This window comes from Psychrobacter sp. DM8, from assembly GCF_051307025.1.
In the GTDB taxonomy this organism is placed as follows: domain Bacteria; phylum Pseudomonadota; class Gammaproteobacteria; order Pseudomonadales; family Moraxellaceae; genus Psychrobacter.
This window is the reverse complement of sequence record NZ_CP195538.1, coordinates 460,773-482,301: the sequence shown is the minus strand read 5'-3', so window position 1 is coordinate 482,301 and position 21,529 is coordinate 460,773. Positions and strand designations below refer to the sequence as shown.

At 44.0% G+C, this 21,529-nt stretch carries 18 protein-coding genes, 1 tRNA gene and 1 other RNA gene; 8 read left to right on the top strand and 12 right to left on the bottom strand.

Annotated elements, in window-relative coordinates; genetic code table 11:
* The first annotated feature begins 196 nt into the window (after window positions 1–196).
* The 6 genes from cysM (at window position 197) to ACR64J_RS02100 (ending at window position 8,013) form a co-directional block, all read left to right on the top strand.
* Window positions 197–1,132, top strand: a complete 936-nt coding sequence (gene cysM / locus ACR64J_RS02125; RefSeq protein ID WP_435950260.1) for a cysteine synthase CysM — start codon at window positions 197–199, stop codon at window positions 1,130–1,132.
* Window positions 1,133–1,221: 89 nt separating this feature from the next.
* Window positions 1,222–2,040: a 3'-5' exonuclease gene (locus tag ACR64J_RS02120; protein WP_435950259.1), complete on the top strand. Its 819-nt coding sequence runs from the start codon at window positions 1,222–1,224 to the stop codon at window positions 2,038–2,040.
* A 34-nt stretch (window positions 2,041–2,074) separates the two neighbouring features.
* On the top strand, window positions 2,075–3,634 hold the full coding sequence (gene rlmD, locus ACR64J_RS02115) for a 23S rRNA (uracil(1939)-C(5))-methyltransferase RlmD (protein ID WP_435950258.1): 1,560 nt from the start codon (window positions 2,075–2,077) through the stop codon (window positions 3,632–3,634).
* Window positions 3,635–3,940: 306 nt separating this feature from the next.
* Window positions 3,941–6,478 carry a RelA/SpoT family protein gene (locus ACR64J_RS02110; protein ID WP_435950257.1) on the top strand — a complete coding sequence of 846 codons (2,538 nt, stop codon included), beginning with the start codon at window positions 3,941–3,943 and terminating at the stop codon, window positions 6,476–6,478.
* 64 nt (window positions 6,479–6,542) lie between these two features.
* Window positions 6,543–7,460, top strand: a complete 918-nt coding sequence (gene mutM / locus ACR64J_RS02105) for a bifunctional DNA-formamidopyrimidine glycosylase/DNA-(apurinic or apyrimidinic site) lyase (RefSeq protein WP_435950256.1) — start codon at window positions 6,543–6,545, stop codon at window positions 7,458–7,460.
* A 118-nt stretch (window positions 7,461–7,578) separates the two neighbouring features.
* A complete protein-coding gene (locus tag ACR64J_RS02100; protein WP_435950255.1) occupies window positions 7,579–8,013 on the top strand; it encodes a hypothetical protein in 435 nt (144 codons plus the stop codon).
* A 112-nt stretch (window positions 8,014–8,125) separates the two neighbouring features.
* On the opposite strand, the gene typA is transcribed toward ACR64J_RS02100, so the two are convergent.
* Window positions 8,126–9,976, bottom strand: a complete 1,851-nt coding sequence (gene typA / locus ACR64J_RS02095) for a translational GTPase TypA (RefSeq protein ID WP_435950254.1) — start codon at window positions 9,974–9,976, stop codon at window positions 8,126–8,128.
* A gap of 292 nt (window positions 9,977–10,268) precedes the next feature.
* Complete coding sequence (locus ACR64J_RS02090; protein WP_435950253.1) at window positions 10,269–11,468, bottom strand: OmpA family protein; 1,200 nt, start codon at window positions 11,466–11,468, stop codon at window positions 10,269–10,271.
* A gap of 550 nt (window positions 11,469–12,018) precedes the next feature.
* On the opposite strand from ACR64J_RS02090, the gene ACR64J_RS02085 reads away from it, so the two are divergent.
* Window positions 12,019–12,573 (top strand): pilus assembly FimT family protein, encoded by a 555-nt coding sequence (locus ACR64J_RS02085; RefSeq protein WP_435950252.1) that lies wholly within the window; start codon window positions 12,019–12,021, stop codon window positions 12,571–12,573.
* A gap of 109 nt (window positions 12,574–12,682) precedes the next feature.
* Here the strand turns inward: ACR64J_RS02085 and recO are convergent, their stop codons facing one another.
* The 10 genes from recO to coaD form a co-directional block, all read right to left on the bottom strand.
* Complete coding sequence (recO, locus tag ACR64J_RS02080; RefSeq protein WP_435950251.1) at window positions 12,683–13,495, bottom strand: DNA repair protein RecO; 813 nt, start codon at window positions 13,493–13,495, stop codon at window positions 12,683–12,685.
* Between the two features lie 54 nt (window positions 13,496–13,549).
* On the bottom strand, window positions 13,550–14,566 hold the full coding sequence (gene era / locus ACR64J_RS02075) for a GTPase Era (protein ID WP_435951006.1): 1,017 nt from the start codon (window positions 14,564–14,566) through the stop codon (window positions 13,550–13,552).
* Window positions 14,567–14,749: 183 nt separating this feature from the next.
* Window positions 14,750–15,544, bottom strand: a complete 795-nt coding sequence (rnc, locus tag ACR64J_RS02070; protein WP_435950250.1) for a ribonuclease III — start codon at window positions 15,542–15,544, stop codon at window positions 14,750–14,752.
* 52 nt (window positions 15,545–15,596) lie between these two features.
* Window positions 15,597–15,986, bottom strand: a complete 390-nt coding sequence (locus ACR64J_RS02065) for a DUF4845 domain-containing protein (RefSeq protein ID WP_317200172.1) — start codon at window positions 15,984–15,986, stop codon at window positions 15,597–15,599.
* Window positions 15,987–16,091: 105 nt separating this feature from the next.
* Window positions 16,092–16,994 carry a signal peptidase I gene (gene lepB, locus ACR64J_RS02060; protein WP_435950249.1) on the bottom strand — a complete coding sequence of 301 codons (903 nt, stop codon included), beginning with the start codon at window positions 16,992–16,994 and terminating at the stop codon, window positions 16,092–16,094.
* A 158-nt stretch (window positions 16,995–17,152) separates the two neighbouring features.
* Window positions 17,153–18,952, bottom strand: a complete 1,800-nt coding sequence (lepA, locus tag ACR64J_RS02055; RefSeq protein ID WP_317200174.1) for a translation elongation factor 4 — start codon at window positions 18,950–18,952, stop codon at window positions 17,153–17,155.
* 412 nt (window positions 18,953–19,364) lie between these two features.
* A tRNA-Met gene (locus ACR64J_RS02050) sits at window positions 19,365–19,441 on the bottom strand.
* 83 nt (window positions 19,442–19,524) lie between these two features.
* Window positions 19,525–19,901: RNase P RNA component class A (gene rnpB / locus ACR64J_RS02045), an RNA gene on the bottom strand.
* A gap of 64 nt (window positions 19,902–19,965) precedes the next feature.
* Window positions 19,966–20,214, bottom strand: coding sequence for a YfhL family 4Fe-4S dicluster ferredoxin (locus tag ACR64J_RS02040; protein ID WP_317200175.1), 249 nt, complete (start codon window positions 20,212–20,214; stop codon window positions 19,966–19,968).
* 41 nt (window positions 20,215–20,255) lie between these two features.
* Complete coding sequence (gene coaD, locus ACR64J_RS02035) at window positions 20,256–20,774, bottom strand: pantetheine-phosphate adenylyltransferase (RefSeq protein ID WP_435950248.1); 519 nt, start codon at window positions 20,772–20,774, stop codon at window positions 20,256–20,258.
* A gap of 262 nt (window positions 20,775–21,036) precedes the next feature.
* Here coaD and smpB point away from each other — a divergent pair, with 262 nt between their 5' ends.
* Complete coding sequence (smpB, locus tag ACR64J_RS02030; protein ID WP_317200177.1) at window positions 21,037–21,513, top strand: SsrA-binding protein SmpB; 477 nt, start codon at window positions 21,037–21,039, stop codon at window positions 21,511–21,513.
* Window positions 21,514–21,529: the final 16 nt, after the last annotated feature.

The window sequence follows — 21,529 nt, the reverse complement described above, 5'->3', positions numbered from 1 at the left end:
ACCATTTGCCCGTTTGCACTAACTCAATTACAGATAGCCTAGTTACAGATAGGTGTCGATGGCATAAGCGCTGCCAAAAACAAAATGATATAATAAGCCCACTTTTTGTCAGTCGCCTTTATGCCTTAAATACTAAGGAGCTACTGGCGCTTATAAGACAACCCTAGTCTTATCTAAAAATATATAAGGATGCCGTATGTCGTCTACAGATTTTATCACTCAGATTAGCACATTAGCGGACTGCGTCGGTCAAACGCCTTTAGTCAAATTGCAGCGTTTGCCAGAACAAGAAAACATTACTAATGGCGCGCAGCTTTTGGGTAAGCTTGAGGGCAACAATCCGGCAGGTTCGGTCAAAGATCGCCCTGCATTTAACATGATCTATCAAGCACAGATGCGCGGTGATATCAAACCTGGTGACATGCTCATTGAGGCGACAAGTGGCAACACAGGGATCGCCCTCGCTATGGTCGCCGCTATGCGCGGCTATCCGATAACTTTGCTTATGCCAACAAATTCAACTCAAGAGCGTAAGGATGCCATGCTCGCCTATGGCGCAACCTTAATCAATGTCGATGAAGGCATGGAAGCGGCGCGTGATATGGCGCTACAAATGCAAGCGAATGGTCAAGGTATCGTGCTCGATCAGTTTAATAATCCTGACAATAGCCAAGCGCATTACCTCACGACAGGGCCTGAGCTTTGGGCTCAAACTAACGGCAAAATCACTCATTTTATTAGCTCTATGGGGACAACAGGGACGATCACTGGCGTATCTAAATACCTAAAAGAGCAAAACCCAGAGATCAAAATTATTGGCTTGCAGCCTGATGAGGAAGCGGCTATCGCTGGTATCCGCCGCTGGCCTGCCGCTTACATGCCTGGAATATATAATGCTGACTTAGTCGATGAAGTTATGGATATCGATCAGCATATCGCTGAGATTTACATGCGTAAGCTTGCCAAGACGGAAGGCATTTTTGCAGGCGTATCCTCTGGCGCGGCAGCGTGGGCAGCGGTGCAAGTTGCCAAAGCTAATCCTGATGCTGTCATTGCCTTTATCGTCTGCGACCGAGGCGATCGTTATCTATCGACTGGTCTTTATAACGTGGACGATAACCGTGCTGAGTAAAGATGATCGCTACTAAACACCTTAGCTAAAACTGATAACGGCATAACATTTTAGATGACCGATTTTTAGATGACCCTTTAGGATTTATTATGACCCAAGCTCTACCGTCAAACCCTGTGCTTGTTTTTGATATCGAGACGGTAGCCGATACGGATGCTGCCCGCCGTATTTATCCGCAATTGGCTGATCTAAGTGATAGCGAGGCGCTGAGTGCACTCCAGTCTATTCGCCTGCAAGAGGCAGGTCATGACTTTATGCGTCTGCCCCTTCAGCGTATTGTCTGTATCTCAGCGCTATATATCAAAGGTGAGCAGTTCTCTTTGTTTTCACTCAGTGCTGATAAGTTTAGTGAAAAAGACATTTTGGCAAAGTTTTTTCGCGCTTTTAGTGAGGTTGAGACCTTGCCGCAGCTCATTAGCTGGAACGGCTCTGGGTTCGATATTCCTGTGCTTATTTATCGCGCGATGCAATACGATCTGTCAGCGCCTTGGCTGTTTGAAGAAGGCGAGCGTATCAAAAACATGCGTTTTAACAATTATGTCAATCGCTTTCAGACCCGTCACTTAGACTTGATGGACAGATTGAGCCAGTACGGCGCTAGTCGCCGCGAGGCGATGGATGTTGTCGCTAGCCTCTATGGCTTACCTGGCAAGACAGACGTCGATGGTAGTATGGTCGGCGCACTCGTTGCGGCTGACAATTGGCAGACGCTCTCGACGTATTGTGAGTCTGATGTGATGAATACTTGGCTGATTTATTTGCGCTGGCTGCGACTGACAGGGCAACTATCGTCACAAGGCTTTAGCGACTGGCAACAGCGTAGTCATGACTATCTTAAAACGTTAACGCAAGCGGATGGTAGTCTACGTCACGAGTCTTTTATTGCGGATTGGTCCACTTCTTTATAACTTCTTTTTCCTTTTTTAATGCTAAGGCAGGTTTATGCAACCCACCGATTCACAACCCTTGAATAACCAAGATACCCAAAGTATCGCTAACGACGATACCTCTCAGACCACAACTTCTCAGACCATCGTAGTGCCGCCTAATAAGAAAAAATCAAAACCCTCGACCAAAACGCGTCGCCGCCTAAAGGATGCAGAGCCACTGCCCTTCACTATCGATGGTCTATCTCATGATGGGCGCGGCGTCGCTATTTATGGCAAGGATTTTGATGAGCGGCAAGGTCACGCGCAGGACAAACATGGCAAAAAAGTCTTTGTCAGTTTTGCATTACCTGGTGAAAGCGCCTTAGTCAAGTTGACCAACAGCCGCGCCAGCTTCGAAGAAGGCGACGCCATTGAGGTAACGAAAAACCCCAATCCTGAGCGCGCCGTACCGCCCTGCCCGCACTTTGGTGTTTGCGGCGGTTGCAACTTACAGCACTGGCAGCCTGACGCGCAAATTAACTTTAAGCAATCTGTCCTCGCTGAGATGCTCATGCATCAAGCCCATGTTGCCCCTGACCACTGGCTTGACCCTGTCGTCGGTGACAGACTTGGCTATCGTACCAAAGCGCGATTGGGCGTGCGTTATGTGGTCAAAAAACAGACGGCGCTGGTAGGCTTTCGTGAGCGCTCTAGTAATTTTTTGGCAAAGCTCAATGAATGTCATATCCTAGATCCGCGTATTGGCTTTGAGATTGAAAACTTAAAAGCGCTTATTAGCACTTTAGATAGTCGTGACAAAATCGCTCAGTTAGAGCTGGCGATGGGTGAATATTTGCCGGATCTTCCTGATGGTGATCAGCCCGTTGCTTTAATTGTCCGCAACCTTGCGCCTTTATCAGCAAATGATATCGATAAGCTCAAAGCGTTTTTTGCAGCGCGTAACTGGCAGCTGTATCTGCAATCTAAAGGTGCAGATACGATTGAGCGCATTGCTTTAACCGATAAAGATGATCTGAGCGAGCAGTTTGGTCGTCTGTATTATGAATTACCTGAGTACGATCTCACTTTTGAATTTATTCCAACCGACTTTACCCAAGTCAATCTCTCGGTCAATCGGCAAATGACCAAACTTGCTTGTGATTTACTAGATCTAAAAGCAGGCGAGCGCGTATTGGACTTATTTAGTGGCCTTGGTAATTTTAGCCTGCCACTAGCGCGTTTGGTTGGAGCTACAGGATCGGTCGTTGGGGTTGAAGGTAGTGATGCTATGACCGCGCGCGCCGCTGATAATGCGCGCCGCAATCAGCTCGATAATACTGAGTTTTACGCACAAGACTTAACTCAAGATTGCACCGATAAGCCTTGGGCCAATCAAGGTTTTGATGCTTTGCTAATCGATCCACCGCGCTCTGGTGCTTGGGAGATTATGCAATATCTGCCCAAATTCAATGCTGAGCGTATTGTTTACGTGTCCTGTAACCCAGCAACGCTTGCCCGCGATACCAAAGCGCTACTTGAGCAAGGCTACCGTCTGACCCATGCAGGAGTGATGGATATGTTTTGTCATACCGGTCACGTCGAATCTATCGCACGCTTTGAGAAAATCGCTTGAGTAAGCTGAGTGTAGGTTACGTTTGACTTTAATTTCCTTACACAGGCTGTCTTGTATGATGACACTAAAGTGAGATAATTAAAGAGAGAACAATAAAATACATACTCGTTGGGTACTCATACTTATCAGATAATAATATGCAGATACCTAGTAGTTGTTAGCATTTATAACTATTAAAATTTTGATAACAGCTGCTAAAAATTGATTTTTGGCGGCTGTCATTATTTAAAAGTGACTTGTTTTGAGCAATCAGACAAAAATCTAGCAAGATGAAGTATGACTTAGGGTTAGCAAAAGGAGGCGGCGATGGTAAAAATTCGCGAAGGATTACCATTAGTAGATGGACAGATGACAGAGACTGATAGTGCCTCGCTTGCAGCGCAGTTGGTTGCCAATCAGCGCTCTCATCAATCAGCCAATAGCTACGCGCAAATACCGCTAGATATCAAAGCCCAATTGGCGACCCACAAACTACATACCACCTTTGATCGCTCAATCTCTTTTGAGCAAGACGATTCTGCTATCAAAGACGACTACTCGAACAATGAGCTACTCGAAAAATCCAACATCCCATTAGAAGACATCGATGATGCCAATATCGATGTCCCTGTTTGGCTAGATAATGTTGCTAAGCGTATTGGGCAGGAATCTGTTCCTATTTTAAGTGATGCCTGCGAGTTTATCCGTAGTCGCATGAATACTAGCGAGTCTGAGCGCTCAGGTGCCTATGTGACCGGTATTGGTATGGCAGATATCTTAACTTACCTGTATCAAGATGAAGACGCTTTGGTCGCCGCTATGCTCTATCGTAGCGCTCGTAAATCGATGATTAGTCTGGCAGATATCCAAAAGCACTTCAACGCTGATATCGCAACATTAGTTAAAGACACCTTAGCCATGGGAAAACTGTCCGCTATTATTGAGAGCAGTAAGCGCCTAGAGGATCATTTCGTTAACAATCAGCGCGAACAGTTATCTAACATCTATAGCATGCTCATCTCAGTGACCAACGATGTACGCGTGGTGCTCATTAAATTAGCTGAGCGCACCTTTGCTATGCGTGAATTAAATTTCGCTGATGAGGAGCGTCAACGCCGAGTGGCACGTGAGGTCATGACTATTTATGCGCCTCTCGCCCATCGTCTTGGTATTGCTCAGCTCAAATGGGAGCTTGAAGACTTGGCATTTCGCCATCTTGCTCCTGATAGATACAAAGAGATTGCCAAACTACTCTCTGAAAAGCGCAGTGAGCGCGAGTCCTATATTCAGCGCGTCCAGAATAAATTGAATGAAGCTTTAGTTGATGCAGGTATCGAAGGTGAGGTATCAGGACGCGTCAAACACATCTACTCTATTTATCGCAAAATGAAGCTTAAAGGCTTATCGTTTGATCAGCTTTATGACATTCGCGCGCTTCGAGTTTTGGTCAACTGCCCATCAGATTGCTACCATGTTTTAGGCTTGGTTCACGGCTTTTGGCGCTATATACCAGAGCAGTTCGATGATTATATTACCAATCCTAAATCTAACGGCTACCGCTCCTTGCATACTGCTGTTATCGCAGAGAACAAGTCGTTAGAGGTGCAGATTCGTACGCATGAGATGCATTTTGAGGCTGAGCTTGGCATGTGCGCGCATGTCAATTACAAAGAGGGGTTAAAGAATAAAAAAGACACTTACTTTAATCAAAAAATCAGCTCTTTGCGTCACTTGCTTTCTTTGAATAATGAGGTTCGTAATCGCTCAGACTCGGCCTTGACCATTGAGGACGATTTAGGCGGCATTGCCTTTACTGAGCTTGAAGATGAAGAGCACATCGTTGATTTTGATGAGCTTGAGCGTATCTATGTTTTTAGTCGTGACGGGGATATTACTGAGCTGCCAAAAGGAGCGACCGTACTTGATTTTGCGTATTACGTCCATACACAAGTGGGTAATCGAGCGCAGGCGGCGCGCGTCAATCAGCGTTATGTTCCGCTCACGTATCAGCTAAAAACTGGCGAGCAGGTTGAGATTATTACCAAAGCGACGCGCGAGCCTAATCGTGATTGGCTTGTGGTCTCCTTAGGGTATATACAGACTAGCCGCGCCCGCTCCAAGCTGCGCCAATGGTTCAATAAGCAAGATCGTGACAAAAATATTGAGATCGGTCGGGACATGCTAGCAAAAGAGCTCGAGCGTTTATCTGTACATCCCAACAGTATAGACCTTAACGATTATACGCAGTTCTTTAGTGTCAATCACGCCGATGACATTCTCGTCGGCTTGGTTACCGGTGAGATCGGACTCAATCAGTTGACCACGCACATCTCTCGTCAGCTGCATCTAGAACCTGAAAAACCCGAAGAAGATTTTGTTGTTAATATTGACAATAAACCTGCTGGTAAACCTGATGCGTATAAAATCTCTATCGCTGGTCTCGATAATACAGAAATCCATCTCGCTGGATGCTGTCATCCTGTACATGGAGAGCCAATCGCAGGTTATGTGACCCTGTCTCGCGGCGTTAGTGTGCATAATCGCGGTTGCCCTGAATACTTGCGCCTTATCGAGCGCGATCCTGAGCGCAAAATCGCTGCCAGTTGGCAATTTAAGTCTGGTCGTTATCAGCCTGTCGATATCCATATAGAAGCTTACGATAGACGCGGACTATTGCGTGATTTAACGCAAATTATTGATAAAGAAAATGTCAATATTCGTAAAGTTGAAACTTTGAGTACAGATGATAATATTGCTTTTTTGAAGTTTCATATTGAAGTGGCAGGCCTTGCGCATTTATCCAAACTACTGGCTAAACTTGAACAGCAGCATGGTATTTTGCATGCACGACGCGCAGTAGCTTGATAGCTTTACAAATGCGTTGTTAACCCTCCTTTATTTTTTACTCATATAAACGTTTTGAACCCTTATGCCTGAACTCCCTGAAGTTGAAACCACAAAAACAAGCCTAACGCCTCTACTTGGCCAAAAGGTTACAAAAGTACAAGTATTTCAGCCGAAGCTGCGTTGGCAAATGCCCGACGACTTAAATGACTTGGTCGATCACGTATTAGTAGACGTGCAAAGACGCGCTAAATACTTGATTTTAGACTTTGCTCCCGTGGCCTCCAAAAGTAATGACTTTGATAAAGAGGTACGCCAGTTGCTCGTGCACCTTGGTATGTCAGGAAGCTTACAACAGCATGCTAGCGGTGCAGACAAGCGCAAACACGATCATCTCATCATTACTTTTAGAGATGATGATGGCGCGCTTACTCAGCTGCATTACCATGATCCAAGACGTTTTGGCTCGGTATTGTGGTATCACGATTACAGTAGCAAGCTATTAGACAACCTAGGTCTTGAACCTTTATCAGAGGCTTTTGATGCAGATTATCTCTATCAATTCATTCAGCGGACTGATGCAGCGAAATATAAACCATTGGATTCTAATTCGCGCAAAGCAACTGCAAGACGACCAATTACGCGCGCTATTAAATCTGTCATCATGGAACAACAAGTCGTCGTTGGTGTGGGTAATATTTATGCCACCGAAAGCTTATACTTAGCAGGTATTCATCCAGCTACGCCTGCTAATGAAGTGTCCTACAAGCAATTATCTATACTAGTTACGCATATCAAGACTATCTTGCACAAGGCCATCGCCCTTGGTGGCTCCACTTTACGCGATTTCACCGTTGCCAGTGGCGAGACCGGATATTTTCAGCAAACTCTAAACGTGTATGGTCGTCAAGGAGAAGCATGCCCTTCTTGCAATGCCGATTTAGACAATATTAAGCTCAACGGCCGTGCTAGTGTTTTTTGTCCACAATGTCAGACTTTATGAATTAAACTTAGCAAATTGGTCAATAATAGGCTTTTATGTTGCTTATCGCAGCACATCTTGCTTTAATAGCATAATTATATATTCTCGTTACGTTCATTATTAGCTTTAGGATAACATCATGACCGCTTACTCATTACTTGCTGCTAAACGTCGCATTATCATTGCCATTACTAGTATTGTTTTGACAACAGCTATGGTGCATACGGCGTCTGCTGCGATAGAGATTGACGAGACTGATTTTGGTCCTTCTTATGAGACGATGGTCGTTGATACGGTGGTAGGCAAGCCCTTGCAGCTGGTCGCCGCGGTAGCTGGTACTGCAGCTTATATAGTTAGTCTACCCTTTTCCGTTATTGGCGGTAATGCTGATCAAGCTCAACGAAAACTCTTTGTTGAGCCATGGGATGCGATGAGTCGCTGCTTAGGATGTACGGTTGCCGAAGACAATTATTACAAGTCACAAGTGGTTGATGACAACATCGTACGTATCGTTGTTGATCAGCCCTCTGAGATTTTGATCAACACCAATGATTATGTCGTTGTGACTCCCTAACTTGCGCCGTTAAGATTTGTCTGCATCAACGATATATTTTGACAATAAAAAAAGGCCAACATCACGTTGGCCTTTTTTATGTCTGACTGTTTAAGTTGGGTACCGGCTAAAACTAAGCACCCTTTTTGCTACGACCATGACGCTTACGCTCACTTTCGGTCAAGTAGCGTTTACGCAATCGAATAGCTTTTGGTGTTACTTCAACCAACTCATCATCTTGAATAAATTCAAGCGCTTGCTCAAGGGTAAACTTGATAGCAGGCGTTAGTGTTAGTGCTTCATCAGTACCACTAGCACGAACGTTGGTCAATTGTTTAGCCGTTGTCGGGTTGACAGCCATATCATCATTACGTGAGTTTAGACCAACGATCATACCCTCGTATACTTCAAGCTGCGGTTCAGCGAATAATTTGCCGCGCTTTTGCAGGTTGAACAGTGCAAAACCTAGACAGGTACCTTTGGCCATAGATACGAGTACGCCATTTGTACGACCACCAACATCACCGATCTTTTGAGGACCATAGTGAGAGAAGCTTGACGTCATGATACCCGTACCTGAAGTGAGGGTCAAAAACTCAGAGCGAAAGCCAATCAGTCCGCGTGCTGGCATAGTCGCCTCAATACGCATGCGACCTTTACCATCGAGCTCCATATTAGTCATCTCACCTTTGCGTAGACCAACTTGCTCCATGATAGAGCCTTGATGCTCATCTTCGATATCAAAGACAACGTTTTCGTACGGCTCTTGCAACTTGCCATCGACTTCTTTGACGATAACTTCTGGGCCAGATACCCCAAGCTCAAAACCTTCACGGCGCATGTTTTCGATCAATACAGATAAGTGCAGCTCACCGCGACCTGACACTTTAAACTTATCTGGAGACTCTGTATCTTCAACACGTAGCGCTACGTTATGAATCAATTCACGCTCTAAGCGCTCACGAATATTACGTGAAGTTACAAACTTACCTTCAAGGCCTGCAAAGGGTGAATTATTGACCTGAAAATTCATTGATACTGTAGGCTCATCAACGGTTAGTGGCGGCAATGCTTCAACCGCATTAGGATCACAAATGGTATCAGAGATATTAAGAGCATCAATACCTGTAATACAGATAATATCGCCAGCTTGTGCTTCTTCGACATCGATACGATCAAGACCGTGATATCCCATGATTTTGAGGATACGGCCGTTACGAGTCTTGCCATTTTTATCAATAATAGTTACAGGCGTATTGGTGCTAATTTTGCCCCGCTGAACACGGCCAATACCGATCACACCAACAAAGCTATTATAGTCAAGGCTTGAGATTTGCATACGAAACGGCGCATCGGCATCAACTTGCGGTGGCTGTACCACATCGACGATAGTCTCAAAAAGTGGTGTCATATCGTCAGCTAAATTATCCGCTTCCAGACCAGCAACGCCATTTAGGGCCGAGGCATAAACAACTGGAAAGTCTAACTGCTCATCCGTTGCGCCCAGGTTGTCGAACAAATCAAATATCTGATCCATAACCCAATCAGGTCGTGCACCTGGACGGTCAATTTTATTAATGACAACAATTGGCTTAAGGCCTTGCTCAAATGCTTTTTGAGTGACAAAGCGAGTTTGCGGCATAGGACCGTCTACAGCATCGACAACTAGTAGTACACAATCAACCATAGACATAACGCGTTCAACTTCGCCGCCAAAGTCAGCGTGACCTGGGGTATCTACGATGTTGATGCGATATTCAATGTCTTTACTTGGATGTTGCCATTTGATGGCTGTGTTCTTAGCCAAGATAGTGATGCCACGTTCTTGCTCGATATCACCTGAATCCATCGCACGCTCAGCAATGTTAGCACGGTCGCCAAAAGTGCCTGATTGATGCAAAAGTTTATCAACCAAAGTGGTTTTACCATGATCAACGTGGGCAATGATTGCGATATTACGCAGGTGTTGGATGTCGTTCGCCATATAAAATGCTCGTTTTGTCTTAATAAGAATGCAGTAGCAATAAGCGCCGCTGAATATAATAATGATGTAGATCTACTAAGTTTAAATAATAAGTAAAACTATGATAATACACAAATTTATCGTACAGGTAGCTGTGCTAGAGAACACTTTGCCAATCTGCAAAGTATTTGGGCGGCTAGTATAACATTAATGCACTGCCTTTTTTATAAAATAACTGAGCAGTGCAATATCAAAACAAAAAAAAGCCACCCGAAGGTGACTTTTTTATTTAGAACTTGCTACAGATGAATGATTAGTTGATAACCATATCTTTAGTTTGCTCTACAGTCATTGTTTTGTTACCAGTAATGATAGCGTAAACACGACGGTTCATAGCACGACCTTCTTCAGTATCGTTAGAAGCGATTGGTTGGTCATAACCATAGCCTACAGTCGATAGACGATTAGGTGCAATGCCGAACTCGTTAGTTAGCATAGATTTCACTGCGACGGCACGGGCTTCAGACAGACGTTGGTTATAACGTGCTGATGGACCTGTTTTTGAAGCATGACCTTCAACGCGAGCGGTAGAGTTTGGATACTCACGCATCTTCTCAGCTACTTTAGCAATCTCAGGCTGGTACTGTGCTTTGATGTTAGATTTATCGTTGTCAAAGAAGACACGAAGCTCCATTTTTAGAGCATCATCGATAATAACTTCTACTGGGCAACCACGAGCGTCAACAACTTGGTTCATTGGTGTGCCTGGGCATGCATCTAAGCTATCTACAACGCCATCACCGTCAGAGTCCATTTCAGGATCGATAACTACGATAGGCGTAGTATCAACAACTGGCTGCTCAATCACAGGCTCTTCGATTGGTGGAACAGCTACTGTTGGAGCTAAGTGACCACCAAGGACGACTTCTAGACCCGCTAGAGCCATGCCTTCCCACCAGTTCTCATCAAAGTTGTGAATAGCACGAGCTTCACCGCGTAGGCTTAGTGCATCATTGATACGATACATCGCACCTAAACCTAGGTTACCAATAGTATCAGTAGAATTAGCAACTTCATCACCGTTGTTATCTTCGATATCAAGTTTAGATTGACCAGCACCAATTAGCATATATGGCTTCAACGCACTATCAGTATAACCAGTAAATTCTTCAGTACCGATTAAGAAGTTACCCGTGATCATTTCTTGTTCTGCATCTAGGTTATCAGCACCATTCAGACTTTCAGCATCAGTGTTGGATACGCCGTATTCAACTTGGAACTGGGTAGAAGGAGTCAACTCAATACCTAAAGCGGCACCAGTATATAGACCATCTTCTTTGTTGTATCTATCGCCGTTACCATTATCATTGAGTAATGTTTCTCTTTGATCATCGTCAGCGCCTTCAGCGTAGTGATAACCAAGTAACAATGGGCTGATAGTGACACCAGCATTAGCGGCTAGTGGAGCTGCTGTTACAGCAAACAGAGCTAGGGCAATCTTATTCAATTTCATGGACTTTCTCCAAAGGATAATTTAAATGATGCGTTAATCGATGTTACTTACCAACATGTGCTCATGACAAGTTTTTTTGAAAATGTGTCATTTTGCAACAAAACCAATTAAGGAGTAGCTTAGCGACTATCAATTGACTTTACAACTTTTTTCGTCAAGCAGCTACACATTATTACACGATAATGTCGTAACTAAAACACAATAGCCAGTTTAAATTACGGATGACTAACATACGTATTATTCCTAATAACATGAATGTTAGACGTCAATAGTACATGTACTAACAAACACCTATTGAGCTCATGCATTTTAGTACAGATAGTAGCTATTCTCTATTGGTAAAACTCATGATTCACCAATTGAAACATTTTTTGACATTTGATACATATTCAGTTTATATTATACAGATGAACATTAGTTCAAGTTAATAATAAAAAATGAATACGCATATAATGTATACATATAGCTTTGTGTCAAAATCAAAAGTTGTAAACTTTTAATCGAAAAAGTAATTAGTTAATAAGATGGCGTACACAGAGAGAAATATCACATGGATGAGATATCTGTAAGAGCCAAAGGAAATGGCTTCACGTTACCTGAGCTGATCATTACTGTGGCTATTTTAGCTATTATAATGACCATCGCCGCTCCTAGCATCTTTAAACATTTAGCTAGTATGGAAGCCAATCGCATCAAAAACCAGTTAGAGAGTACATTTAGTCTTGCCAAAGCGGAAAGTTATATTCGTCGACAAAATTTATTAGTATGTCTTTCTGATGCTGGGGGCAGATGTCATAGAGATAGTGATAAAAAAATCTTACTCTTCGTTGATGTCAATGATAACAAGCATTTTGACGTACAAGTAGACTACTTGCTTGATGAGCAAAACCTGAACCCTAAATATAGTAAACTTAGTTTACGAGTGGGCGCAAAACGTCACTACACAAAGTTTTGGGGTGATAGTGGAAAACCGCGAGGACATTTCGGTCACATAAAGTACTGCCCAACGTCGAGCTATAATGACGCCATGTATCAGATCTCATTTAATCAAGGCGGCATCGTCAGACATAAACCTAGCAGTACTCATCCTACGGGCTGTGCCTAATTTATGACTGCATGGTTATGACTGCATATGTCTGACTACAACAATCTGCCTGATCACTCCTATTGAGCGTCAAATCTTATTCAAAAGCTATCTTCTAATCAAAGACTATCTACTGATAGCGTTGTTGCTGCTGCCAAAGTAGACGACTTTGCAGAGGTTGATAATCTAACAAATGATCTATGAGCTGACGATAAAGGCGCGACCAGTTACTGAGAGTATCAAGTACGACGCCCTGTTCAACCATTTTTATAATCTCTTTTCCTTCAAATATCGACTGCGCAGTAGCGTTAGTTGTCGCCTCAGTATGCACAATGGGAACTAATCCGGCATCTGGTAAAAATCGATAAGTCGTGTCAGGCTCAATAGCATTTAACATATTGTCTTGCTCTAACGTTAAAGAAAATCCTAACTCAGCAAATAGATGCTGCTCAAAATGGCGCAAACAAAGGCGCAGCTCGTCAGCAGTTAGAGCCTGCTTAAGCTGTTCTAGGCTATTTTGATAATGATGCCATAAGACTGGCATTGGATCTTCAGTTGGCAATAGTCGCCAGAGTATCTCGTTTAGATACAGTGCTGCATACTGATGTTGACCTGTGATCTGTTTATAAGAAAGCTCGTTTATAGGGTCTTTGGTGTCTTTAACAACCAGTTCTTGCTCACTCATGGGTGAAGAGACTTGGTCTACTTTAGGGGCACTATCGCTATGACTGTTACTAGGTATTTGAGCGATGTTAATTTGACTAAAGGTTTTAAGATCACGCTTACCAGTGGCAAACAGCTGCAACGGTATAAACAGCGGTGCTCCCTTTTTACCAATACCATGGACAACGCCATACTGCTCAGAGAATAGATAATAAAGCGCACGCTTTTCTTGATAAGAGCGTTGATGTAATAAGTAACCTGTTAACGCTTCATTACGCATCTGCTTTGGTCTCAGTAATATCGCATTTTCAATGACAGTATAGTTTTAATAAGTTTAATACCCTAGGCTCGTCAAAGCGCGTTCATCATCAGACCAACCACGTTTAATTTTGACCCATAGTGTCAGCATAATCTTTTTATCAAACAGCTGTTCCATATCTTTACGAGCATCCATCCCTACCTGCTTAATACGCTGACCCTTATCACCTATTACGATAGCTTTTTGTCCACTGCGCTCAACATAAATAGTTGCATCGATAAAGGTTACGGCCTTACGCGGTCGTCCCGTTTTTGGATCAGTATGCGCAGGCTCATCCTTAAACTCATCAATCTGTACGGTCAAATCGTAAGGAACTTCGTCCCCTGCACTACGCATAATTTTTTCACGGATGATTTCACTGGCTAAAAAACGCTCTGAGCGATCAGTGATTTGTTCAGTGTCATAAATAGGTGCTGCATTTGGTAAGTGTGACGCTATCACTTCTTCTAGGCGATCAAGGTTTTGATTTTTGAGCGCCGATACGGGAACGATATCAGCGAAATCAAAGCTATCACTAAAGGTCTCGATAAGCGGTAGAATCGACCCCTTATCCTTTAAGGTATCGGCTTTATTGATGACCAGCACTACGGTCAAATTGGTATCGCCTAGCTTTTGCAGCGTTAACAAGTCATCGTCGCGCCACTGATCAGAGTCGACCACAAACAGTACCAGATCAACGTCAACTAACGCTGATACCGCCGCTTTATTCATGCGCTCGTTAATCGCTCGGACTTCGTTACGATGGATACCTGGGGTATCAACGAACACCGCTTGCATCTCATGCGTGCTCAAAATACCATGAATACGGTGGCGTGTGGTTTGCGGCTTGCGGGAGGTAATCGATAGCTTTTGACCCAGCAAGTGGTTCATCAAGGTTGATTTGCCAACGTTAGGACGACCGACAATCGCGACATAGCCTGCTCTAAAATCATCTGTCATCTGCGCTTGATGATTCGGTGAAAAAAACCCATCAATTGTATCTTCATTATTTGTATCATTATCTACAGCATCTATTTCTGTCTCAGCCTGCATTTGAACCTGACTTAACGCCTTACCTATTGTTCTTGGCTCTTTATCTTGAGTAGATTCTAGGCCTGCATTACTCGTAGGATTAGCAGTATCTAAGGTGCTCGCTTGATTGGTATCAGTATCTTTTGTCATAAGGGTATTGTGTTCTTTAAGTAGTGGCAAATCATAACGATTGCTTATAGAAAATTATTTATGTGCTTTTTTGGCAGAATTTGGTAGTTTATGCAGCTGATTAATCATAAGCTCAGCCGCTTTTTGTTCTGCAATACGGCGGCTCTCTCCTGATTCGGTAATATCAGGACAATTGGGAATATTAACCTGACAGCGCACTACAAAGATCTGATAGGGCGCGTTACCGCGAGTCTCGACCAGCTCATAATGCGGCAGATCAAACTGCTTAGATTGTAGCCACTCTTGCAAACGACTCTTGGCGTCTTTGAGCACTTTTTGATCGTTAACGTTATCAATCAAATCACCATACCAAGCCAATACGCAAGTACGAACAACTTCTAAGTCCTGACTGTCCAAGTAGATCGCCCCTATTAGTGACTCAACCGCATCGGCTAGTATCGATGCACGATTGCGACCACCGCCTTTACGCTCGCCGACGCCTAAAATAAGGTAATCTGAGAGGCCCAAATTTTGAGCGATAATAACGAGCGACTCTTGGCGAACTAATGTTGCGCGCATGCGAGTAAGCCTACCTTCATTCTCCAAGGGGAACTTATGATATAGCGCTTCGCCAACAATCATACCTAGCAGAGCGTCGCCTAAAAACTCCAAGCGCTCATAGTTTTTTTTGCTATCAAAAGAGCGATGAGTCAATGCCAATTTTGGAAAACTTAGGTTATTGAAGGTATAGCCTAGTTTACGTGTCAAAACAGCCAATCGCTGCATAAACTCAGAGCTTACAATAGGTGTCTCGGTAGCGTTATGATTGGACTGGGTCTTTGGCACCGTCTGCTGCGAAGTTGGTTTCATTTGTGGCTTGTGGTTATCCCTTTTTGTACAAGTGAGTAGTTAGTTGATCTCATTATTCTGTTATAGGTTCGATGTCGCCTTCAAAACGGCTGACGATATCGACATTCCCAAATAGATTATTGGTCTTATTGTACTTTTTGTAGATAGCCAATTGACCTTTTTGACTGTTGGTAAAGGTAAAAATATCTTCGGCTTTGGTATCGTAATAAGCATTGATAGATAGCTTCTTATTAGTATTCTCAATTAGCTCGCGAGCAGTATCGCCATTATCATTGGCTCTTTTGAGCTCAGCGGCGATGATTTTAGTCAATTGACGATCATCTAACTGTGCAGGGACAATAGCAACAGCTAGCTTTACCGCTATACCTAGTACCATGATAAACAATATAACACTTGTCACCCCAGAGCCGCGCTGTGTGGACAAGCTAGATAATTGATGCACCTTTATAATCCTTTAACCTGTTGGCGTATTGGTAACCGTAATACCTATATTAATATTAGCACAGACTCTATCTCTAACTGCGTTAAACCTCTTAGCTGACTACATCTAATCGATAGAGCCGTTGCGCGATAAAGACGGCATATTTAGACCTGGCGGTTTGTGCATCCAGATATAAGCCGCTTTACCTGCTAGGTTCTCGTCAGGTACAAACCCCCACCAGCGCCCATCGGCGCTGCGATCTCGGTTATCACCCATGACAAAATAATGACCATCAGGGACGGTAATGCGCCATTTAGTACCTGCCGAGCTAACCACCTCTGGAGACTCTTGCTGTAAAAAATTAGCATATTGTGAACTATTCATACCAGGCAAGTAGCGTACTAGATGCTTATGATCGCCTTGAATCTCTTCAAAGTACTCAGCTTTGGCTTCTTCATCTAAGCCCATCTGTATAGCATCTTGTTGAGTGAGTCTATAGTTTTGAATGGGTTGTCCTTCAAGATAAAGACTACTGGTAAGCTCAGGCTTAGGAGTAAAATCAACGGGGGTCGTCTCAACGGGCACATCATTGATAGCAAGCGTGCCATCGTCATAACTGACCGTATCGCCTGGTAGACCAATGGCACGTTTTATATAGTAGATGCTCGGATTCTCAGGATAGCGAAACACCATAACATCGCCATGTTCAGGGCTGCCTGTATCAATTACTTTAGTATAAGTAAGCGGTAAACGCACGCCATAAGCGTACTTGTTGACTGCGATAAAGTCGCCAGTATAGAGCGTCGGCACCATGGATGATGAGGGAATATTAAACGGCTCAAACAAAAACGAGCGCACAATCAAGACGACGGCGAGTACTGGAAAAAAGTCATAAGCCCAGCGTACTGGCATATTCTCTTTGCCAGCGCCCAGCTTTTTGCGCTGCTTTAGTACTAGCTTATCAAGCAGCCAAATAGCCCCTAAAACCAAGGTTAATGGCACCAAAATCAAATTAAAATCAAAATCCATACGTTGTTGCCTATTAACTTAGCACTGATCTGCTGTCAAAAACGCTGCGAGTCATTATTGTTTTAGAACGTATAACTCATTGATAAAATGAGCAGCTGTTATGTCCGTGTTAACTGTACTTTTATTAGATGTACCTTTACCAGACACAACCTTAAACTCTAACTATCTACTTGCAATACCGCCAAGAAGGCTTCTTGTGGAATCTCCACATTGCCGACTTGCTTCATGCGTTTTTTGCCCGCTTTTTGCTTGGAGAGTAGCTTTTTCTTACGCGAGACATCACCGCCGTAGCACTTGGCTAAAACATCTTTGCGCATAGCTTTGACCGTACTACGACCGATAATTTGACTACCAATAGCGGCTTGAATAGCGACATCAAACATCTGACGCGGTATCAGCTCTTTCATTTTGCCAACCAGCTGATTGCCGCGATGGCGCGCTTGGTCTTGATGGACGATCATAGCCAAAGCATCGACCTTTTCGCCGTTGATTAAGACATCAACCTTGACCAATTTGTCCGCTTGATAACGCTCAAAGTTATAATCTAAAGAGGCAAAACCGCGCGAGACCGACTTTAGGCGATCAAAGAAATCCATGACCACTTCACCCATTGGAATATCAAATATCATTTGTACTTGCTTACCCATAAAGCGCATATCAACTTGCACGCCGCGGCGCTCGATACATAGGGTCATGACATTACCTAGGTAATCTTGCGGTACTAGGATCTGGCAGCGGGCGATGGGTTCACGAAACTCTTCGATATTATTCGGTTCAGGTAGTCTTGAAGGGTTGTCGACGTAGATAATATCGCCGTTTTTCTTTTCAATCTCATAGATGACCGAGGGCGCGGTAGTAATCAGGTTGAGATCATACTCACGCTCAAGGCGCTCTTGGATGATCTCCATATGCAGCATACCCAAAAAGCCGCAGCGAAAACCAAAACCTAGTGCATCAGAGGTATCAGGCTCAAAGAACAGCGAGGCGTCGTTAATTTGCAGTTTCTGCAGCGCTTCACGAAACTTCTCAAAGTCATTAGCATCGACTGGGAATAGGCCGGCGTACACCTGCGGGGTGATTTGCTTAAACCCAGGAATACGCTCAACATCAGGCGTTTTGGCATGAGTGATAGTATCACCTACGGGCGCGCCTGCAATATCTTTAATACCAGCGATAATAAAGCCAACTTCACCCGCCTCTAAAATACCTGTATCTAGAGGTTTTGGCGTAAAAACACCAATGGAGCTAACAGGATGGGCGTCTTTGGTCGATAAGATATATATTTTATCGCCTTTTCTGACTGTCCCTTGACGTACGCGCACCAAAGAGACTACGCCTAGATAACTATCAAACCAAGAGTCGATAATCAGCGCTTGTAGCGGCGCGTCACGATCTCCTGTCGGTGCTGGGATAAACTCAACCAAAGCCTCAAGCAGCTTGTCAACGCCAAGGCCAGATTTGGCAGATACGCGCGGAGCATCAACGGCGTCAATACCGATAATGTCTTCGATCTCCTGAATGACGCGCTCAGGCTCGACTTGTGGCAGATCGATCTTATTTAGCACTGCCATGACTTCAAGGCCTTGATCAACAGCGGTGTAGCAATTAGCAACCGACTGCGCCTCAACCCCTTGCGCGGCGTCAACGACCAGTAGCGCACCTTCACAAGCGGCTAATGAGCGTGATACCTCATAAGAGAAATCGACGTGACCTGGGGTGTCAATAAAGTTAAGCTGAAAGCGTTCACCATTTGGATGGTCATAATACAAGGTTACGGACTGCGCTTTGATCGTAATCCCGCGCTCACGCTCGATGTCCATGGAATCGAGGACTTGCGCTTGCATTTCACGATCTTGCAGCGCGCCGCACATCTGAATAAAGCGATCAGCAAGGGTCGATTTGCCATGATCAATGTGGGCGATAATAGAAAAGTTACGAATATTAGCTAATGAGGTCACAAAGCGCCTACTAAATAAATGATGATTGAATAACAACGATAAAAAAGATGATGCCTAGCATAGACGTTAAGGTAGCCATGCAAACGATTACTCGCCTACAGGCCCTTTATCATACTTACAAAATCAGTAAAACAGCAATTGCTGCTGCTTTTGACTACGCATAGACAGGTGCAAGTATTCTAGCAGTTTTTGCCTACAAAGTAAGGCGATTTTGTTAGGCTCTGTTGGCGAGCAACAATATACAAGTAAAGTTCAGTCAGTAGTACGTTGAATATAGGTTGCGTTATTTTTATCTTCTTATAATATTTCAAACATACTTATCAATGCGGATAAGAAAGGTAATATTTTAGGCAAAAAAAAACCAATCACAAAGGATTGGAGTTTTTGATAACACAAGCTACTACTATATAAATGGTGGCGATGAAGAGACTTGAACTCTTGACCTCACGATTATGAGTCATGCGCTCTAACCAGCTGAGCTACATCGCCATTTAAGGCTCGGTATTATGCCCAAGCAGGAGACTTGCGTCAACCCCTAAAGCACAATTTTTTGCCTGTTACGCTAAATAAAAAGGTTTGGTAAACCGATAAGCCGGGTTCTGTCGTGGACGATCATTCCTCTAGGCGTATCATCGCTAATACGCTCAAGCAACCTACCCGCATCGAACGCGGGCCGCGCCATGCCGATGCCTATTTGGTCTTGCTACGCGTGGAGTTTACCCTGCCGTGAGATGTTGCCATTCACGCGGTGCGCTCTTACCGCACCCTTTCACCCTTACCGATAGTGTTAGACACTAAAGGCGGTCTGCTCTCTGCTGCACTGGTCGTCAGATTACTCTGCCCAGCCGTTAGCTGGCACGCTGCCCTATGTAGCCCGGACTTTCCTCCCCTGCAAGTCTATTCATTTATAAAACAAACAGTATGCAGCGGCGATCGCCTAGTCTACCAAGCGCGCTAGTATAGCAAAACTTGCACCCGCTTGGTTATGTATTTTCATCCTATTTATAGTTTAATTACTGACCTGTAATACGCTTGTACTTAGATAATAAATCACTCTCAGTCTCATTATGGTCAGGATCTTTGGGGATGCAATCAACCGGACAGATCACTACGCACTGCGGCTCATCGAAGTGTCCCACACATTCGGTACATAGATCAGGATCGATGACATAGATGTCCTCCCCCTCTGAGATGGCCTCATTGGGACAAGCAGGTTCGCAGACATCACAGTTGATACATTCATCCGTGATTAATAGCGCCATAAACTGCTCCTTATCGATTATTACTGTTGTCAACCCGCTCTTTATGAACCTAGCTTTTTAATAAAAGCCTGAGAGACGCATTTTGGGACAAACTTACTGACGTCACCGTCAAGCTTGGCGATTTCTCGTATCATCGTTGATGAGATAAACGAATAATGCTGAGATGGGGTCAAAAATACCGCTTCAAACCTATCATCAAGTTCGCGGTTCATATTGGCTAATTGAAACTCGTATTCAAAATCTGACATGGCTCGCAAGCCGCGCAGTACTGCTGTGGCGTTTTTTTCACGCATAAAGTCCACAAGTAAACCCTCAAAACCAACGACAGACACTTGCGGCAAGTCTGCAAATACCGTCTCAACTAGGCTCACGCGTTCTTCAAAGCTAAATAACGGCTTTTTGTGATGACCTGATGCGACAGCGATAACTACCTCATCGAATAATTTGGTCGCACGCTTGACCAAATCCACATGACCATTGGTAATCGGATCAAAGGTACCTGGGTACAAGATTTTGGTGTGCAGCTTTGATGAGGTGTTTGATGAGATTGCAGGGTTCATAGCAAGGGTCATATAGTGGTTGATGATACTGCGTATGCTAACAAATTTCGGCGGTGTTTAATACTTATCTGCTACATTTGTCCTAAGCTCGTTTTACCTATTTGGCTCGATGTTTTGATACAATAGCGGGTTCGACTCATCCGCTGCGAGCAATCGCAATAACCTGATAACAGTAATATTCTGATAACAGAGTTAGGACGAGGAACCGTTAGATCGGGGCAGCTATCTCAAAATAATGACTTGCCGCCCTTTGGAGAAAATAATGTCAAAAAAATCTAAAAAACCAGACAATCAAATTGCCAGTAATAAAAAAGCGCGTCATGAGTATTTTATCGAAGAAACATTCGAGGCGGGACTGGCATTGCAAGGCTGGGAAGTAAAGTCCATTCGCGCAGGCAAAATGACGATTACAGAAGCTTATATTATCTTTCGCAATAACGAAGCGTTTTTGTTCGGTGCGCACATTCAGCCGCTACTCTCAAGCTCAACCCATGTGAGTCCTGATACGACGCGTACGCGTAAGCTACTGCTTAATCGCCGTGAAATCGATAAACTCTATGGCGCAGTCAACCAAAAAGGCTATGCTTGCGTACCGCTATCATGCTACTGGAAAAACTCTCTTGTAAAATGCCAAATCGGCTTAGCTGTGGGTAAAAAGCAACATGATAAACGCAAAACGCTCAAAGATCGTGACTGGGAACGTGATAAGCAGCGCGGCTTTAAACAACATTTAGATTAAAGCCCTATATATTGAT

Bases quoted from the DNA above. Each gene is read 5' to 3' on its own strand.
- cysM (WP_435950260.1), top strand. From the start codon at position 197: ATGTCGTCTACAGATTTTATCACTCAGATTAGCACATTAGCGGACTGC.
- ACR64J_RS02120 (WP_435950259.1), top strand. From the start codon at position 1,222: ATGACCCAAGCTCTACCGTCAAACCCTGTGCTTGTTTTTGATATCGAG.
- rlmD (WP_435950258.1), top strand. From the start codon at position 2,075: ATGCAACCCACCGATTCACAACCCTTGAATAACCAAGATACCCAAAGT.
- ACR64J_RS02110 (WP_435950257.1), top strand. From the start codon at position 3,941: ATGGTAAAAATTCGCGAAGGATTACCATTAGTAGATGGACAGATGACA.
- mutM (WP_435950256.1), top strand. From the start codon at position 6,543: ATGCCTGAACTCCCTGAAGTTGAAACCACAAAAACAAGCCTAACGCCT.
- ACR64J_RS02100 (WP_435950255.1), top strand. From the start codon at position 7,579: ATGACCGCTTACTCATTACTTGCTGCTAAACGTCGCATTATCATTGCC.
- typA (WP_435950254.1), bottom strand. From the start codon at position 9,976: ATGGCGAACGACATCCAACACCTGCGTAATATCGCAATCATTGCCCAC.
- ACR64J_RS02090 (WP_435950253.1), bottom strand. From the start codon at position 11,468: ATGAAATTGAATAAGATTGCCCTAGCTCTGTTTGCTGTAACAGCAGCT.
- ACR64J_RS02085 (WP_435950252.1), top strand. From the start codon at position 12,019: ATGGATGAGATATCTGTAAGAGCCAAAGGAAATGGCTTCACGTTACCT.
- recO (WP_435950251.1), bottom strand. From the start codon at position 13,495: ATGCGTAATGAAGCGTTAACAGGTTACTTATTACATCAACGCTCTTAT.
- era (WP_435951006.1), bottom strand. From the start codon at position 14,566: ATGCAGGCTGAGACAGAAATAGATGCTGTAGATAATGATACAAATAAT.
- rnc (WP_435950250.1), bottom strand. From the start codon at position 15,544: ATGAAACCAACTTCGCAGCAGACGGTGCCAAAGACCCAGTCCAATCAT.
- lepB (WP_435950249.1), bottom strand. From the start codon at position 16,994: ATGGATTTTGATTTTAATTTGATTTTGGTGCCATTAACCTTGGTTTTA.
- ACR64J_RS02040 (WP_317200175.1), bottom strand. From the start codon at position 20,214: ATGGCGCTATTAATCACGGATGAATGTATCAACTGTGATGTCTGCGAA.
- coaD (WP_435950248.1), bottom strand. From the start codon at position 20,774: ATGAACCCTGCAATCTCATCAAACACCTCATCAAAGCTGCACACCAAA.
- smpB (WP_317200177.1), top strand. From the start codon at position 21,037: ATGTCAAAAAAATCTAAAAAACCAGACAATCAAATTGCCAGTAATAAA.